At 70.8% G+C, this 16,597-nt stretch carries 12 protein-coding genes; 8 read left to right on the forward strand and 4 right to left on the reverse strand.

The features are described from left to right. Nucleotides 1-20: 20 nt before the first annotated feature. Nucleotides 21-731, forward strand: coding sequence for a GntR family transcriptional regulator (locus M2157_RS41520; protein ID WP_280855974.1), 711 nt, complete (start codon nt 21-23; stop codon nt 729-731). Nucleotides 732-735: 4 nt separating this feature from the next. On the opposite strand, the gene M2157_RS41525 is transcribed toward M2157_RS41520, so the two are convergent. From M2157_RS41525 to M2157_RS41535, 3 genes are all read right to left on the reverse strand, one after another. Continuing rightward, a complete protein-coding gene (locus M2157_RS41525) occupies nt 736-1,509 on the reverse strand; it encodes a hypothetical protein (RefSeq protein ID WP_280867726.1) in 774 nt (257 codons plus the stop codon). Continuing rightward, nucleotides 1,506-2,765 (reverse strand): glycosyltransferase family 4 protein, encoded by a 1,260-nt coding sequence (locus M2157_RS41530; protein ID WP_280867727.1) that lies wholly within the window; start codon nt 2,763-2,765, stop codon nt 1,506-1,508. Before M2157_RS41530 ends, M2157_RS41525 begins: the two co-directional genes overlap by 4 nt. A 74-nt stretch (nt 2,766-2,839) precedes the next feature. Then, the gene (locus M2157_RS41535) at nt 2,840-3,913 is read right to left on the reverse strand and encodes an alkene reductase (protein WP_280867728.1); all 1,074 of its coding nucleotides are present in this window, start codon (nt 3,911-3,913) and stop codon (nt 2,840-2,842) included. Nucleotides 3,914-4,014: 101 nt separating this feature from the next. Here M2157_RS41535 and M2157_RS41540 point away from each other — a divergent pair, with 101 nt between their 5' ends. From M2157_RS41540 to M2157_RS41570, 7 genes are all read left to right on the forward strand, one after another. Further along, complete coding sequence (locus M2157_RS41540) at nt 4,015-4,383, forward strand: MerR family transcriptional regulator (protein ID WP_280867729.1); 369 nt, start codon at nt 4,015-4,017, stop codon at nt 4,381-4,383. 43 nt (nt 4,384-4,426) lie between these two features. Then, a complete protein-coding gene (locus tag M2157_RS41545; protein WP_280867730.1) occupies nt 4,427-5,623 on the forward strand; it encodes a cysteine desulfurase-like protein in 1,197 nt (398 codons plus the stop codon). Between the two features lie 13 nt (nt 5,624-5,636). Continuing rightward, nucleotides 5,637-6,425, forward strand: coding sequence for a DUF427 domain-containing protein (locus tag M2157_RS41550; RefSeq protein WP_280867731.1), 789 nt, complete (start codon nt 5,637-5,639; stop codon nt 6,423-6,425). Between the two features lie 148 nt (nt 6,426-6,573). Next, nucleotides 6,574-9,951 (forward strand): pyruvate carboxylase, encoded by a 3,378-nt coding sequence (locus tag M2157_RS41555; RefSeq protein ID WP_280867732.1) that lies wholly within the window; start codon nt 6,574-6,576, stop codon nt 9,949-9,951. Between the two features lie 103 nt (nt 9,952-10,054). After that, nucleotides 10,055-12,766, forward strand: a complete 2,712-nt coding sequence (locus M2157_RS41560; protein ID WP_280867733.1) for a glucosidase — start codon at nt 10,055-10,057, stop codon at nt 12,764-12,766. Then, on the forward strand, nt 12,763-14,208 hold the full coding sequence (locus tag M2157_RS41565; RefSeq protein ID WP_280867734.1) for an alpha-amylase family glycosyl hydrolase: 1,446 nt from the start codon (nt 12,763-12,765) through the stop codon (nt 14,206-14,208). The genes M2157_RS41560 and M2157_RS41565 overlap by 4 nt, the downstream gene beginning before the upstream one ends. A 107-nt stretch (nt 14,209-14,315) precedes the next feature. Next, nucleotides 14,316-15,797: an MFS transporter gene (locus M2157_RS41570; protein ID WP_280867735.1), complete on the forward strand. Its 1,482-nt coding sequence runs from the start codon at nt 14,316-14,318 to the stop codon at nt 15,795-15,797. Here M2157_RS41570 and M2157_RS41575 read toward each other — a convergent pair. Continuing rightward, on the reverse strand, nt 15,766-16,536 hold the full coding sequence (locus M2157_RS41575; protein ID WP_280867736.1) for a LuxR C-terminal-related transcriptional regulator: 771 nt from the start codon (nt 16,534-16,536) through the stop codon (nt 15,766-15,768). The genes M2157_RS41570 and M2157_RS41575 overlap by 32 nt on opposite strands. Nucleotides 16,537-16,597 lie beyond the last annotated feature (61 nt).

Genomic DNA, 16,597 nt, shown 5'->3' on the forward strand with positions numbered 1-16,597 from the left:
TGACTACGTACGATGTGCGCATGGCTCAAACGAACGGGCGGACCAGTCGGCGCGACATCTACCTGAAGCTGCGTCAGCTGGTCCTGACCCTCGAACTCGCCCCGGGCGCCGCCCTCTCGGAGAACGAACTCGCCGCGTCCCTGGGCGTCAGCCGCACCCCGGTGCGGGAGAGCCTGATCCTGCTGGCGCAGGAGGGTCTGGTGCAGGTCTTCCCGAAGATCGGGTCGTTCGTGTCCCGAGTGGACCCGGCACGGGTCGCGGACGCGCAGTTCCTGCGGGAGGCGGTCGAGCTGGCATCGCTGGAGGACCTGCCCGCGGAGCTCGACTCCGGGGTGGTCGAGGAGCTGCGCGACAACCTGAGGCGCCAGCAGCGCGAAGACCTCGGTCTTGAGGAGTTCTTCGCGCTGGACGAGGCCTTCCACCAGGGCCTGATGCGGCTGAGCGGCCACGGCGAGGTCTGGAGGACCGTCGCCGCCGCCAAGGGTCACCTGGACCGGGCGCGGCGGCTCGGCCTCCACGAGAACGTGTCCCCGGCCGTGTTCGCCGTCCAGCACCACGAGATCTTCGACGCCGTCGTCGGCGGGGACGTGCCGCTCGCCCGCACCGCGATGCGCACGCATCTGAGGGCCGTCTTCGACGACATCGAACGCATCCGCGCCCACTCGCCCGAACTGTTCGCCGCGGACGCCTCGACGGTGCCGGTGCGGCGCAACGTCGTGGTCTGGGAGTGACGGCTCAGCCGGTCTTCTTCACCTCCAGGGACAGGTCGTTGTCGACCGTGTAGTACGGCCGCACGACGATTCCCCCGGCCGTGGCTCCCGGGTAGACGAAGACGTTCTTGCGGTCCGCCACGTCGTCCAGAAGCCGGGCGAGCCGGATCAGCGGGGCTCCGGGAGCGGACCGTACGAACATGTCCCAGATGCCGATGTCCAGGCCCTGGTCGGCGACCGTGAACGAGAAGCCCCGGCCGCCCTCCCCGACCAGTGGCTCGAGCGTGCGTACGGTCCCCGTGTCCCGCCGCAGCCGCAGCCGCACCTCGGCGCCGGCCGGCAGTGAGGCACCGTGCAGCCGGGCCGAGACCGTCAGTGCCCCGCCCGTGACGTCCACGCGCTCGACCTCGGCGTGCGCGGGCCGCAGCCAGGTCCGCACCGCGAGAAAACCGTCCTTGGTGACATAGGGGACCCGGACGGCCAGCGGCGCGTGCCGGTCCCGCAGGTGTCCGTCGACCAGGACCCGCAGGTCACGCGGGCCCGGACGCAGCCGTGTCCGCTCGGAACCCTCCAGCAGATACACGTCCCAGCGGCCCTCCGCGAGCACGGGATCGGCCCCGAGCACGGCACGCGCGCGCCCGTCGTCGGCCGAGTTCAGTTCGAGGACGTGCAGGGTCTCCTCGGGCAGCCCCTTCTTCGGACGCAGCCGCAGCAGCAACCGGCGGCCGTGGGCCTCAGGCACCTCGAAGACGATCCTGCCGTCCGCGTCCATCGCGCATCCGGCGCGTGCCGTGGTCACGGCCTCCCCTTTCGTACGATGCGCAGCGCACCGCTCGCCGCGACCAGAGCCGTGTCCCGCGCGGCGAAGCCCCGGGCGGCCAGCTGAGTGCTCCGGCGTTCCCGCACGACCGGCCGTCCCGCCCGCCGCGCCGAGACCGCCTCGGTGATGAGCCGCTCGGCGTGCTCGACCACCGGTCCGGGACCGAACCGCCGCGCGTTCTCCAGGGCCGCCCGGCTCATACGGCGGCGCAGCTCGTCGTCCCCGACCAGCTCCAGCAGCGCCGCGGCCATGGCGTCCCGGTCCCCGACCGGGACCAACCGCCCGTCGACCCCGTCCGCGATGATCTCGGCGGGGCCGTGCGGACAGTCGGTGCTCACCACGGGCAGCCCACAGCGCATCGCCTCGACGATGGTCATGCCGAAGGGTTCGAAGTCGGAGGCGGCCGCCCCGATCGAGCCCTTGACCCACTCCGCCTCCATGGGAGCCGCGGCGCCCATCAAAAAGACGTTGTTCCACAGACCGAGGTCGGTGATGAGCTGCCGAAGCCGGTCGTGTTCGTCCCCCTTGCCGTAGATGCGCAGCTGCCAGTCCGGATGCTCGGCGGCGACCGCGGCGAAGGCCTCGATCAGAAGGTCGTACCGCTTCACCGGGACCAGCCGACCGGCCGCGACGACCACCTTCGCGGAACCGTCAGCCGCGGGCAGCACGGGATCCGGCACGCTGTTGGCAAGCGCCTCGACGCGGACGCCCGGCAGTCGCATCCGGCGGCGGTAGGCGCCCGCGTCCGCCTCGGTCACCGTGGTGAGCACGTCGAGCCCTCGGTAGGCCCGCCGCAGCGCGGTGCGCAGCCGGGGCGAGTGGTTGTCCAGGGTGAGGTGCTCCTGCCCGATCCGGGCGACATGGGGTGGCGCCTGACCCGCGAGATGCACGTTGAGCCCGGGCCGGGTGCCGATCACCGCGTCCGCGTCGATGGCGGCGAGGGTCTCGGCTATGCGCTGGTCGGTCAACTCGCTGTACTGCCCGTACCGGTACTCGGAGCGCGGGAACACCCGCGCCGGTCTCAGATGTAAAGGGTGCTCCTTCTCCTCCCTGAGATCGACCAGCGGCCGCAGCGAAACCCTCGGATCCAGCACGAAGTTGGGCAGTTCCCGGTGCCGCAGCACGGAGACGATCTCCACTTCGTGCCGTTCGGCCAGGGCCTGGGCCAGATTGAAGGTGGTGGTGATGGTGCCTCCGATCCCGTAGGCGTTGTGGAGCAGGAAAGAGATCTTCATGTCGGACTAGACCACCCGACATTGCCTGCGGTTGACCCTCGTTACCCTTTCGTGGTGTCCTCGCCATCAGGACGTCACGCCGTGTACTGGTATGCGGGATAAGTGAGATAGCCGCTGTCGCCGCCCTGGAAGTACGTGGCCTCGTCGGCGGGGGCGATCGGCAGACCGGTGCGCAGCCGCTCGACCAGGTCCGGGTTGGCGATGAACGCGCGGCCGAAGCTGATGAGTTCGGCGCCGAGCCCGAGCCAGTGGTCGGCCTCGGAGCGGCCGGTCTGCTTGGCGCCCAGCGGCAGCACCGGGTTCATGACGAGGGCACCGGGCCAGACCCGACGCAGACTCAGGAGGGTCTCCTCGGGGGCGGTGGCCTCCAGATGAACGTAGGCCAGCCCGAGACGGGACAGCTCGGTCAGCAGCGCTGTGTACAGCTCGACGACCTCGGTCTCCTCAACTCCCCAGAACGTGCCGCCCGGTGAGAGACGGATCCCGGTCCGCTCGGCACCCACGGCGTCGACGGTCGCGGCCGCCGCCTCGACGGCGAACCGGATCCTGTTGGTCACCGAGCCGCCGTAACGGTCCGTGCGCAGATTGGCGTTGGGGGCCAGGAACTGCGAGATCAAGTACCCGTTGGCGCCGTGCAGTTCCACCCCGTCGAACCCGGCGTCGACGGCGCGGCGCGCGGCCCCGGCGTACGACTCGGCATGCTCGGGCACTTCCTCCGTGCCCAGCGCGCGCGGAACCGGCGTGGGCTGCGGTCCCGTGGGCGTGAACACCTCGCCGGTCGCGGGGACGGCCGAGGGGCCGACGGGCCGCAGACCGGTGGTGTCCGGGTGCGAGACCCGGCCGCCGTGCATGATCTGCGCGAAGACCCGGCCCCCGTTGGTGTGCACGGCCTCGGTCACCGGGCGCCAGGCAGCCACCTGCTCGTCGGTGTACAGCCCCGGCGTCCCCGGATTGGACTGCCCGATCAGGCTCGGCTGCACCCCTTCGGTGACGATCAGGCCTGCCGTGGCGCGCTGGGCGTAGTAGCGCGCCATCGACGGCGTCGCCAGACCGCCCTCGGCGGCCCGCACCCGTGACATCGGGGCCATGACCACCCGGTTGGGCAGCCGCAGTCCGCCGAGCCGGAAGCCGGTGAAAAGGGTCGTCACGTCATGTCTCCTTCGGTGATCCGTCGCACCCGTGTCCCGGGCACGCAGGTACGCTAAAACCTGACGTCGACGTGAGGGTCAAGTCCGCGAGGGAGGAACGCGTGCGCATCGGGGAACTGGCGGCACGGGCCGGGGTCAGCGTCCGGGCCCTGCGCTACTACGAGGAGCAGGGCCTGCTTGCCAGCACGCGCAGCGCGAGCGGGCAGCGGCACTACACGCAGCCCGCGGTCGAGCGCGTGACGTTCCTCCAGCGGATGTACGCGGCCGGTCTGTCCAGCCGTACGATCGCCGAACTCCTGCCGTGCGTCGACTCGCCCAGCGAGGAGACGTCCGACGCCGCACTGGAGCGGATGGCCGAGGAACGCGACCGGCTCACCGACCACATCGCGGAACTGATCCGGACCCGGGACGCCCTCGACGGGCTGATGGCCACGAACCGGGCTCACCGCGAGAGCCTGCGCACGGCGTGACAGGCTGAGATCACCTGGAACCGGTCGGACCGAGGAGCCCCACGTGACGTACGACATCGCCGCCATCCGCTCCCACTTCCCGGCCCTGGCCGCCGGTACCGCCCACTTCGACGGCCCCGGCGGCACCCAGACCCCCGAGCCCGTCATCCGGGCCATCGCCGAGGCCCTGGCGCAGCCCCTGTCGAACCGGGGACAGGTGACCCTGGGGGAGCGCAACGCCGAGGCCCTCGTCACCGGGGCCCGCCGCGCGATGGCCGACCTGCTCGGGGCGAGTCCCTCGGGGATCGTCTTCGGCCGCAGCGCCACCCAGCTCACCTACGACGTCGCGCGCACCCTCGCCAAAACCTGGTCACCCGGCGACGAGGTGGTCGTCACCCGCCTCGACCACGACGCCAACATCCGCCCCTGGGTCCAGTCCGGAGCCACCGTACGCTGGGCCGAATTCGACCCGGAGACGGGTGAGTTGACGGTCGACGCCATCCGGGCCGTCCTGACCGAGCGGACCCGGCTCGTCGCCGTCACCGCGGCCTCCAACCTGATCGGCACGCGCCCCGACATCCCCGCCATCGCACAGGCGGCGCACGAGGTCGGCGCACTCGTCCATGTCGACGGCGTCCACTACACGGCCCACGCCCTGGTCGATCTCGAAGCGCTCGGCGCGGACTTCTTCGTCTGCTCCCCGTACAAGTTCCTCGGCCCGCACCACGGAGTCCTCGCCGCCCGCCCGGAGTTGCTGGAGACCCTGCACCCGGACAAGCTCCTGCCCTCCACCGACGCCGTCCCGGAGCGCTTCGAACTGGGCACACTGCCCTACGAGTTCCTCGCCGGCACGACGGCGGCGGTCGACTTCCTCGCCGAGCGGCCGGACTCGCGGGCCACCGGCACCCGGCGGGAGCGGCTGGCCGCCGGGTTCGCCGCGCTCGAAGCCCACGAACGGGTCCTGCGCGCGCAGATCGACGAAGGGCTCGCCGCGCTCGACGGCGTCACCGTCCACTCCAGGGCCGCCGACCGCACCCCAACCGTCCTGCTGACCTTCGAGAACCACAGCACGGCCGACGCGTACGCCTTCCTCGCGGAGCGCGGCGTCCAGGCCCCGGCCGGTTCCTTCTACGCCATCGAGGCCTCCCGCCACCTCGGCCTCGGCGACACCGGCGGTCTGCGCGTCGGCCTCGCCCCCTACAACGACTCACAGGACGTCGACCGGCTCCTGACGGGACTGACCGACTTCCTCAAGAGGTGAAGGAGACACGCTCATGACCACCTTCCCCACCGCACCAGAGGTACGGACCACCCCTGAAGGCCTGCTGTGGGAGCCCAGCGAGCGCTGGGTGCGCGGCCGCAAGGGAGACGTCACCGTCGTCGACAGCCGGCACCCCGTCCTCGTGTGGGAGCCGGACGTGCCCGTCCCGCTGTACGCCTTCCCGCGCGCCGACGTCCGCGAGGACCTGCTGCGGCCCGCGAAGAACCCGGCCACCGGCACCCACACCGGATCGCGGATCTTCTACGACCTCGAGGCCGACGGCGAGCTCGTCGAGAACGCCGCCTGGACCTTCCCGGCCGCCGACCTGGCCGGCCACATCGCCTTCGCGTGGTTCCGGCGCTGGGGAACCGGCCTCGACCACTGGTACGAGGAGGAGGAAGAGATCTTCGTCCACCCCCGTGACCCGCACAAACGCGTCGACGCCATGCCCAGCAGCCGCCATGTGCGGGTCGAGATCGACGGGACGGCCGTCGCCGACACCCGCCGTCCCGTGCTGCTCTTCGAGACGGGCCTGCCCACGCGCTACTACATCCCGCGCGAGGACGTCCGCCTCGACCTCCTCGAAGCCACCGACCACCACACCGACTGCCCCTACAAGGGCACCGCCGAGTACTGGTCGACGGGTGGCCACCCGAACATCGTCTGGAGCTACCCGGACCCGCTCCCCGCCGTGGCCGCCGTCAAGGGGCTGCTCGCGTTCTTCAACGAAGCCGTCGACATCACCCGGGACGGGGAGCGCCTGGAGCGTCCGGTGACTCCCTTCACCGGGACGGTCGAGTGAGCAGAGCTGCCCGCAGGAGGCCGTACAACCGCTGTACCTGCGCAGATCACCCCCAAACCGACCACGATACGTGACCTGACTCTCATGGCCACCGGCTGTCTTTGCCGAGACCATGGGGGGCGTCACCGGCAGGCGGAAGGGAACGGGAATGCTCCGCAAGGTACTGGTCGCCAACCGTGGTGAGATCGCGATCCGCGCGTTTCGCGCGGGCTACGAGGTGGGCGCGAGGACGGTCGCCGTCTTCCCGCACGAGGACCGCAACTCACTGCACCGACTCAAAGCCGACGAGGCCTACGAGATCGGCGAACCGGGCCATCCCGTGCGGGCCTATCTCTCCGTCGACGAGATCATCCGCGCCGCCCGCCAGGCAGGTGCCGACGCCGTCTACCCCGGCTACGGCTTCCTCTCCGAGAACCCCGAGCTGGCGCGCGCCTGCGAGGAAGCGGGCATCACCTTCGTCGGACCGAGCGCCGACATCCTCGAGCTGACCGGCAACAAGGCCCGCGCGGTCGCCGCCGCCCGCGCCGCCGGCGTACCGGTCCTGGGCTCCTCGGCCCCCTCCACCGACGTGGACGAGCTGGTCAGGGCCGCCGAGGACGTCGGCTTCCCGGTGTTCGTGAAGGCCGTCGCCGGCGGTGGCGGACGCGGCATGCGCCGGGTCGAGGACCCCGCCCAGCTGCGCGAGTCCATCGAGGCGGCCGCGCGTGAGGCGGCCTCGGCCTTCGGCGACTCGACCGTCTTCCTGGAGAAGGCCGTCGTCGAGCCCCGCCACATCGAGGTGCAGATCCTCGCCGACGGGCACGGCAACGTCATCCACCTCTACGAGCGCGACTGCTCGGTGCAGCGCCGCCACCAGAAGGTCATCGAGCTCGCCCCCGCACCCAACCTCGATCCGGGCCTGCGCGACCGGATCTGCGCCGACGCCGTGCGTTTCGCCCGCGAGATCGGCTACCGCAACGCGGGCACCGTGGAGTTCCTCCTCGACCGCGAGGGCAACCACGTCTTCATCGAGATGAACCCGCGCATCCAGGTCGAGCACACGGTCACCGAGGAGGTCACCGACGTCGACCTCGTCCAGGCCCAGCTGCGCATCGCCGCCGGCGCCACCCTCGCCGACCTCGGCCTGTCCCAGGAGACGGTGCAGCTGCACGGCGCGGCCCTCCAGTGCCGTATCACCACCGAGGACCCCGCCAACGGCTTCCGCCCCGACACCGGCCGCATCAGCGCCTACCGCTCGCCCGGCGGCTCCGGCATCCGCCTCGACGGCGGCACCACCCACGCCGGTACCGAGATCAGCGCCCACTTCGACTCGATGCTGGTCAAGCTCTCCTGCCGGGGCCGGGACTTCACCACCGCGGTCAACCGGGCCCGGCGTGCCGTGGCCGAGTTCCGCATCCGGGGCGTGGCCACCAACATCCCGTTCCTCCAGGCCGTCCTCGACGACCCGGACTTCCAGGCGGGCAACGTCACCACGTCGTTCATCGAGCAGCGCCCGCACCTGCTGACCTCCCGGCACTCGGCCGACCGCGGCACCAAGCTGCTCACCTACCTGGCCGACCGGACGGTGAACAAGCCGCACGGCGAGCGGCCCGACGTGATCGATCCGGTCACCAAGCTGCCTCGCGTGGACGCCGGGGTGGAGCCGCCGGCCGGTTCCAAGCAGCGGCTCACCGAGCTGGGCCCCGAGGGCTTCGCCGGCTGGCTGCGCGAGTCACCGACCATCGGCGTCACCGACACCACCTTCCGCGACGCCCACCAGTCGCTGCTCGCGACCCGCGTGCGCACGAAGGACATGCTCGCCGTCGCCCCGGCCGTCGCCCGCACCCTGCCCGAACTGCTGTCCCTGGAGTGCTGGGGCGGTGCCACCTACGACGTCGCCCTGCGCTTCCTCGCCGAGGACCCCTGGGAGCGGCTGGCCGCCCTGCGCGACGCCGTCCCCAACATCTGCCTCCAGATGCTGCTGCGCGGCCGCAACACCGTGGGCTACACCCCGTACCCCACCGAGGTGACGGACGCCTTCGTGCAGGAGGCGGCAGCCACCGGCATCGACATCTTCCGCATCTTCGACGCCCTCAACGACGTCAGCCAGATGCGCCCCGCCATCGAGGCGGTCCGCGCCACGGGCACGTCGATCGCCGAGGTCGCCCTCTGCTACACGTCGGACCTGTCCGACCCGAACGAACGCCTCTACACCCTCGACTACTACCTGCGCCTCGCCGAGCAGATCGTCGACGCGGGCGCCCACGTCCTGGCCGTCAAGGACATGGCGGGCCTGCTGCGCGCCCCCGCCGCGGCCAAGCTGGTGTCGGCCCTGCGCCGCGAGTTCGACCTCCCCGTGCACATCCACACCCACGACACCGCGGGCGGCCAGCTCGCCACCTACCTGGCCGCGATCCAGGCGGGCGCGGACGCCGTGGACGGTGCCGTGGCCTCCATGGCCGGTACGACCTCGCAGCCCTCCCTGTCGGCGATCGTCGCCGCGACCGACCACTCCGATCGGCCCACCGGCCTCGACCTCAGGGCCGTCGGCGACCTGGAGCCGTACTGGGAGAGCGTCCGCAAGATCTACGCGCCCTTCGAAGCGGGCCTCGCCTCCCCGACCGGGCGGGTCTACGACCACGAGATCCCCGGTGGCCAGCTCTCCAACCTGCGCACCCAGGCTGTCGCGCTCGGTCTCGGCGACCGGTTCGAGGACATCGAGGCGATGTACGCGGCCGCCGACAAGATCCTCGGCCACCTGGTGAAGGTCACCCCGTCCTCCAAGGTGGTCGGCGACCTCGCCCTGCACCTGGTCGGCGCCGGGGTCACCCCGAAGGAGTTCGAGGAGACCCCGGACCGCTTCGACATCCCCGACTCGGTGATCGGCTTCCTGCGCGGCGAGCTCGGCACCCCGCCCGGCGGCTGGCCCGAGCCGTTCCGCACCAAGGCGTTGCAGGGCCGCGCCGACGCCAAGCCCGTCGAGGAACTGAACGCCGAGGACCGCACAGGCCTGGAGAAGGACCGCCGCTCGACCCTCAACCGGCTCCTGTTCCCCGCCCCGACCCGCGAGTACGAGACCCACCGGCAGTCCTACGGCGACACCAGCCTCCTGGACAGCAAGGACTTCTTCTACGGCCTCAGGCCGGGCAAGGAGTACGCCGTCGACCTGGAACCCGGTGTCCGGCTCCTCATCGCGCTGGAGGCGATCGGCGAGGCCGACGAGCGCGGCATGCGCACGGTGATGTCCACGCTCAACGGCCAGCTGCGGCCCATCCAGATCCGCGACCGCGCGGCCTCCTCCGACATCCCGACCACCGAGAAGGCCGACCGCTCCGACCCCGGCCATGTCGCCGCCCCGTTCGCCGGCGTCGTCACGCTGGCGGTCGCCGAGGGCGACGAGGTCGACGCCGGGGCGACCGTGGCCACCATCGAGGCCATGAAGATGGAGGCCGCGATCACCGCGTCGAAGGCGGGTCGCGTGTCCCGGCTCGCCATCAACAAGATCCAGCAGGTGGAAGGTGGCGACCTGCTGGTCGAGATCGCCTGAGCCGGAACGGTGACGCCCGTTTCCGGACGGGTCATCGCCATTGCGGTCACGTCGGACCCGTCCGAGTCTGGACCCATGTGCCGGGCGGCCGGGAGGACGGGCGATGGAGACCGACAGCAGCGCACCGGACGCCGAACGGCGGCGCCTGGCGGAAGCCGACGCGGGTGCGGTGCCCTGGCGACGCTGGGGCCCGTACCTGAGCGAACGCCAGTGGGGCACCGTCCGCGAGGACTACAGCGACAACGGCGACGCCTGGTCGTACTTCACCCACGACCAGGCCCGCTCCCGCGCCTACCGCTGGGGCGAGGACGGCATCGCCGGCGTCAGCGACGACAAACAGCGGCTGTGCTTCGCGCTCGCCCTGTGGAACGGCCGCGATCCCCTCCTCAAGGAGCGGATGTTCGGCCTGACCAACGCGGAGGGCAATCACGGCGAGGACGTGAAGGAGTACTACTTCCACCTCGACAACACGCCCACCCACTCGTACATGAAGTACCTCTACAAGTACCCGCAGGGCGAGTTCCCCTACGGTGACCTCGTCACCACGAACCAGGCCCGCGGGCGCGAGGACGTCGAGTACGAACTCCTCGACACCGGTGTCTTCGACGAGGACCGCTACTTCGACGTGTTCGTCGAGTACGCCAAGGCAGGCCCGGAAGACCTCCTGATCGAGATCACCGCCCACAACCGGGGCCCGGACGACGCCCCGCTCCACCTCCTGCCGACCCTGTGGTTCCGGCACACCTGGTCCTGGGCGGGCGGCACGGCGGTCCCCGCCCTGCAGGCGACGGACGGGGCGATCCGCGCCGACCACGAGGAACTGGGCCCACGGTGGCTGTATCACCGGGGCGAGACGCTCTTCACCGACAACGAGACCAACAACGAGCGGATCTTCGGCAGCCCGAACAGCACGCCGTACGTGAAGGACGGCATCGACCGATTCGTCGTCCACGGCGTGCAAGAAGCCGTCAACCCCGCGCGCACCGGCACCAAGGCCGCCGTCCACCACGTGCTGACGATCCCCGCCAAGGACAGCGCCCGGATCCGCCTGCGCCTGACCGACACCGAACTCGCGGACCCCTGGGGCGAGTTCGAGACCACCATGCAGGTGCGCCGAACCGAGGCCGACACGTTCTACGCCGCCATCACACCGCCCACCACCGGAGACGAAGAGCGGCGGCTCGTCCGCCAGGCCCTCGCCGGAATGCTCTGGAGCAAGCAGTGCTACTACCTCGACGTGGAGCGCTGGCTCGCCGAACACGGCGTCGACCCGCTCTCCGCCGACCCGGGCCTCCGCAACAGCGCCTGGTACCACATGGTCAACGACGAGATCATGTCGATGCCGGACACCTGGGAATACCCGTGGTTCGCGGCCTGGGACCTCGCCTTCCACACCCTGGCCCTCTCCATGGTCGACATCGGCTTCGCCAAGGGCCAGTTGGACCTGCTGCTGCGCCGCCTCTATCTCCACCCCAACGGCCAGATCCCGGCGTACGAATGGAACTTCGGGGACGTCAACCCACCCGTGCACGCCTGGGCCGTCCTCTTCGTCTACGAGCTGGAGAAGCACCGCACGGGCCACGGCGACCGCGCCTTCCTGGAGAACGCCTTCCTGAAGCTGATGAAGAACTTCACCTGGTGGCTCAACCGCAAGGACGCCGACGGCAACAACGTCTTCCAGGGCGGCTTCCTCGGTCTCGACAACATCGGCGTCTTCGACCGCAGCGCACCCCTGCCCACCGGCGGTCAGCTCGACCAGGCCGACGGCACCGCCTGGATGGCGCTGTACTGCCAGAACCTCCTCGACATCGCCATCGAACTCGCCGTCGACAACCCCGTCTACGTGGAGCAGGCGCAGATGCTCTTCGAGCACTTCGCCTGGATCGCCGTCGCCATGAACCGCATCGGCAAGGACAACGCCAGCCTGTGGGACGAGGAGGACGGCTTCTTCTACGACGTCCTCCGGCTGCCCGACGGCACCGCGACCCGGTTGAAGGTACGGTCCCTGGTCGGCCTGATACCGCTTGCGGCGACGAGCGTCATCGGCGGCCGCGCGGACCGCGCCTTCCCCGAACTGGTCGAGGGAGCAAGGAACTTCATCAGGCGGCATCCGGCCGTGGAGGCCTTCGTCTCGCAGCACGCGAACGCGGATCCCAGCACCGACGGCCGCTACCTCTTCGCGCTGTTCGGCGAGGACCGGCTGCGCCGCATCCTGGCCCGGATGCTCGACGAGGACGAGTTCCTCGGCCCGCACGGCATCCGGTCCCTGTCCCGGTACCACGCGGAGCACCCGTACACCTTCGACGTGCACGGCCGGACGTTCGGTGTCGGCTATCTGCCGGCCGAGTCCGACTCGGGCATGTTCGGCGGGAACTCCAACTGGCGCGGCCCGGTGTGGTTCCCGATGAACATCCTGCTGATCCGCGCCCTGCTGAACCTGCACGGCTACCACGGCCCCGACTTCACCGTGGAGTGCCCGACGGGCTCCGGGCGGCAGCTCAACCTGTACGAGGTCGCCCGCGAGATCTCCGACCGGCTCACCGCGACCTTCCTGCCCGACACCGACGGCCACCGCCCGGTGCACGGCGCACAGACCGTGTTCGCCAAGGACCCGCACTGGAAGAACCTGATCCTCTTCTACGAGTACTTCCACGGTGACAACGGCGCCGGTCTCGGCGCCTCCCACCAGACCGGCTGGACGGGCCTGGTGGCGGCCACCGCGACCCTGTTCCACTCGATCAGCGAGGAGGCCTGGCACCGGGGCGGGCGGGAGTCGCTCCGGCCGCCGGGCGACCGGGAGGAGCCCCTGTCATGACGGTGATCCACGAGATCAACACCCTCGTCTGGCTGCACGAGTTGAGCGTTCGCTACGGCCGTCCCGTCACCCTCGGCGACGTGCCCGGCGAGGTCTGGGACGCCGTCGCGCCACCCGGCGTCGACACCGTCTGGCTGATGGGCGTGTGGGAGCGCAGTCCGGCAGGACTGGAGATCGCCCTGCGTGACGAGGGGCTCAGGGCCTCCTTCCGCGAGGCCCTGCCCGACCTCACCGACGCGGACATCGCCGGATCGCCGTACTGCGTACGCGACTACGTCGTCGACGCCTCCCTCGGAGGACCCGACGGCCTGGCCGCCGCCCGCACCCGACTCGCCGCACGAGGGCTGCGGTTGATCCTCGATCACGTCCCCAACCACGTGGCCCCCGACCACCCCTGGCTCACGTCGGGCCCCGACCGTCTCGTCCGGGGCACCGCCGACGACCTGGCCCGCGCACCGGCCGACTTCATCGAGGCCGGGGGAGAGGTCTACGCCCGCGGCCGTGACCCCTACTTCCCGCCCTGGCCGGACGTGGTCCAGCTGAACGCCTTCAGCGACGCGCTGCGCGAGGCGACCGTGGACACCCTCGTGTCCATCGGCGACCAGGCCGACGGCGTGCGCTGCGACATGGCCATGCTGCTGATGAACGACATCTTCGGGAAGACCTGGGGAGACCGCGCGGGCACGGCCCCCGCCGAGGACTTCTGGCCGTACGTCATCCCGCGCGTGCGGGCCCGCCACCCCGGTCTCCTCTTCGTCGCCGAGGCCTACTGGGACCTCGAAGGGGCCCTCCGGCAGCAGGGCTTCGACCACTGCTACGACAAACGCCTCTACGACCGTCTGCTGCACGAGAGCGCCGACTCCGTCCGCGCCCACCTGGACGCCGACCTCGCCCACCAGCGCGGTCTCGTCCGCTTCCTGGAGAACCACGACGAGCCCCGGGCCGCCGCCACCCTGCCCGGTGACCGGGGCCGGGCGGCCGCCGTGGCCGTGGCGACCCTGCCGGGCGCGACCCTCTGGCACGAGGGCCAGTTCGAGGGGCGCCGGGTGCGGCCACCCGTGTTCCTGAGGCGCAGGCCGCAGGAGCCCGTCGACGAGCCCCTGCGCGACTTCTACGGCCGACTGCTGCCCGCCGCTGCCGCCGTACGCAGGGGGGACTGGCGGCCGCTGACGCCGACGGGCTGGCCGGACAACGACACGCACCGCGACCTGCTCGCCTGGACCTGGACGCACGCCGACGCCCGCCACCTGGTCGTCGTGAACGACTCCGACGGCCCGGCCCAGGCGAGGCTGCCGCTGCCGTGGGACGACCTGAGGGGCCGCGTGTGCCGTGCGAGCGACCTGCTCACCGGGGCGGTGTACGACCGTGACGGAGACGAACTGGCCGACTGCGGTCTGTTCGTGTCCCTGGAGGGCTGGGGGTGCCACGTCCTCAAGTGGTGACGGCCACGGCACAGGCGTACGGTCGAACGGAGATTATGAGCAGCGACCCGCAGGCGAGTTCTGCACCACGGACGGCCCCACCGGACTCCGGCGGCGGCGGAAACGTCATGGCCCTGCTCGTCATCGCGTCCTGCCAGCTCATGGTGGTGCTCGACATCACCATCGTGAACATCGCGCTCCCGGACATCCAGCGCTCCCTCGACTTCTCCACCACCAGCCTGGCCTGGGTGGTCAATGCGTACACCCTCACGTTCGGCGGGCTGCTGCTGCTCGGCGGCAGGACCGGCGACATCCTCGGCAGACGCCGCGTGTTCGTCTTCGGAGTACTGCTGTTCGTGCTCGCCTCGCTGCTCGGTGGACTCGCCCAGAACGAGGCCCAACTCCTCGCCGCGCGTGCCCTTCAGGGTGTCGGCGGCGCCATCGCGTCCCCGACCGCCCTCTCCCTGGTCAGTACGACCTTCCGCGAAGGACCCGAGCGCAACCGGGCGTTCGGCGTCTTCGCCGCGGTCTCGGCGGGCGGCGGCGCGATCGGACTGCTGGCCGGCGGAGTCCTCGTCGAGTGGCTCAACTGGCGGTGGGTGCTGTTCGTCAACGTCCCGATCGGACTGCTCATCGCGCTCGCCACGCCCCGCTGGATCCGTGAGTCGGAGCGGCATCCCGGCAACTTCGACATCACCGGCGCGCTGACCGCCACCGCGGGCATGGTGCTGCTGGTGTACGGCTTCATCAGGGCCGCCCAGGAGGGCTGGCGGGACGCGCTCACCCTGGCCTCGTTCGCCGGCGCGGTCGTCCTCCTCGTGCTGTTCGTGCTGGTCGAGAAGCGTTCCCGGCAGCCGATCACGCCGCTGCACATGTTCGCCGACCGCAACCGCGCGGGCACCTACGGCATCATGCTGTGCCTCGCGGCCGCGATCTTCGGCATGTTCTTCTTCCTGACCCTCTTCACACAGAACGTGCTGGACTTCAGCCCGCTGGCGACCGGGTTCGCGTTCCTGCCGGTCAGCGTGGTCATCGCGATCGGCGCCGGTCTCGCCTCGAGGTTCCTGCCGGTGTACGGGCCCAAGCCCTTCATGGTCGGGGGCGCGATCCTCGCGGCGGCCGGGCTGGCCTGGCTGACCCTGACCGACGTCCACTCCACCTACGCGGGCAGTGTCCTCGGGCCGATGCTCGTCTTCAGCCTCGGCATGGGCATGGAGTTCGTGTCGCTGACTCTGATGGCGCTCTCCAACGTGCCCACCGAGGAGACCGGCGCGGCCTCCGGGCTCCTCAACGCCACTCAGCAGGTGGGCGGTTCGCTCGGGCTGTCCATCCTGGTCACGATGTTCGGCACGGCCAGCACCAACGAGGCGGAGAAGCATGTCCCGCGCTTCCTCGCCCAGGCCACCCCGGCCGAGCGCCGCCTGTTCCAACGCACCGGTGAACTCCCGGGCACCTGGGGCGACGAGGTCCTCACCGCCGGTGTCTCGGCCGCCTTCGTCATGGCCGCGATCTTCACGGTGGTCGCCGCGCTCATCGCCGTCGTGGTCATCCAGGTCCGCCCCTCCGACCTGGAACGCCTCAAGGGCGGGCCGCCGGTGCCCCAGGGATGAGCCCGAGCCGCTGGGCGCGCAGCACCGTACTGACGCGGTCGTGCGTGCCGAGCTTGCGGTAGATGTTCGCGATGTGCTTGTGGACCGTACGCTCGGATATCCCGAGTCTGCGGCCTATCGACAGGGCGGTCAGGGCGTCGCCGAGCAGGAGCAGCACAGTCGTCTCCCGGGGCGTGAGCGCCACGTCGGCCGCCTCCTCGGAAGGGGCGTCGAGCCGTCGCAGGAGCTGCCGCTGCTGCTCGACGGCGGCCAGCAGGGGCTGCAACTGCTCGGCCAGGCGCAGTTCGTCGTCGGTGAAGTCCCGCCCGGAGCGGTACACCATGCACCCGGTGACCGGAGTCGTCGACTGCGGCAGCGGAATGCCCAGCACATGGTCGACGTCCAGAAGGTCGTCGAGCAACCGCGCGGTCTGGCTTCCGGGCCAGGACCGACCGGCCACCCGACCAGCAGTGACCGGCGCCCGGTCGGGTCTGTCCGCGTAGTGCCGGGCGAACGGGTATCCGGCGCGCAGCAGCGCGGCGTCCTCGTCCCCGAGCGCGACGAACTCCGCGGTGACACCGGGGGACAGACCGAGCGTGCCCTCGCTCTCGTTCCAGTTGTCCAGCTTGTAGATCAGGGCGTCGCCACCGCACAGGACCGGCAGTTCGGCCGCCAGCAGGGGCCACAGGCGTTCAGGGTCGCGTTCGTGGAGCGCGGACACGGCGACCGACAGCACCCGCTCATACGCAGTTGTACCCATACCGGCGTAGTACCTCGCTGACCCACACTTCATCCGAGCAACATCGACGTTCTCGGATGTA

The sequence above is a fragment of the Streptomyces sp. SAI-127 genome (assembly GCF_029894425.1).
GTDB lineage: Bacteria > Actinomycetota > Actinomycetes > Streptomycetales > Streptomycetaceae > Streptomyces.

Coding starts and splice junctions, on each gene's coding strand:
- M2157_RS41560 (WP_280867733.1), top strand. CDS start 10,055: ATGGAGACCGACAGCAGCGCACCGGACGCCGAACGGCGGCGCCTGGCG.
- M2157_RS41555 (WP_280867732.1), top strand. CDS start 6,574: ATGCTCCGCAAGGTACTGGTCGCCAACCGTGGTGAGATCGCGATCCGC.
- M2157_RS41575 (WP_280867736.1), bottom strand. CDS start 16,536: ATGGGTACAACTGCGTATGAGCGGGTGCTGTCGGTCGCCGTGTCCGCG.
- M2157_RS41550 (WP_280867731.1), top strand. CDS start 5,637: ATGACCACCTTCCCCACCGCACCAGAGGTACGGACCACCCCTGAAGGC.
- M2157_RS41520 (WP_280855974.1), top strand. CDS start 21: ATGGCTCAAACGAACGGGCGGACCAGTCGGCGCGACATCTACCTGAAG.
- M2157_RS41565 (WP_280867734.1), top strand. CDS start 12,763: ATGACGGTGATCCACGAGATCAACACCCTCGTCTGGCTGCACGAGTTG.
- M2157_RS41570 (WP_280867735.1), top strand. CDS start 14,316: ATGGCCCTGCTCGTCATCGCGTCCTGCCAGCTCATGGTGGTGCTCGAC.
- M2157_RS41530 (WP_280867727.1), bottom strand. CDS start 2,765: ATGAAGATCTCTTTCCTGCTCCACAACGCCTACGGGATCGGAGGCACC.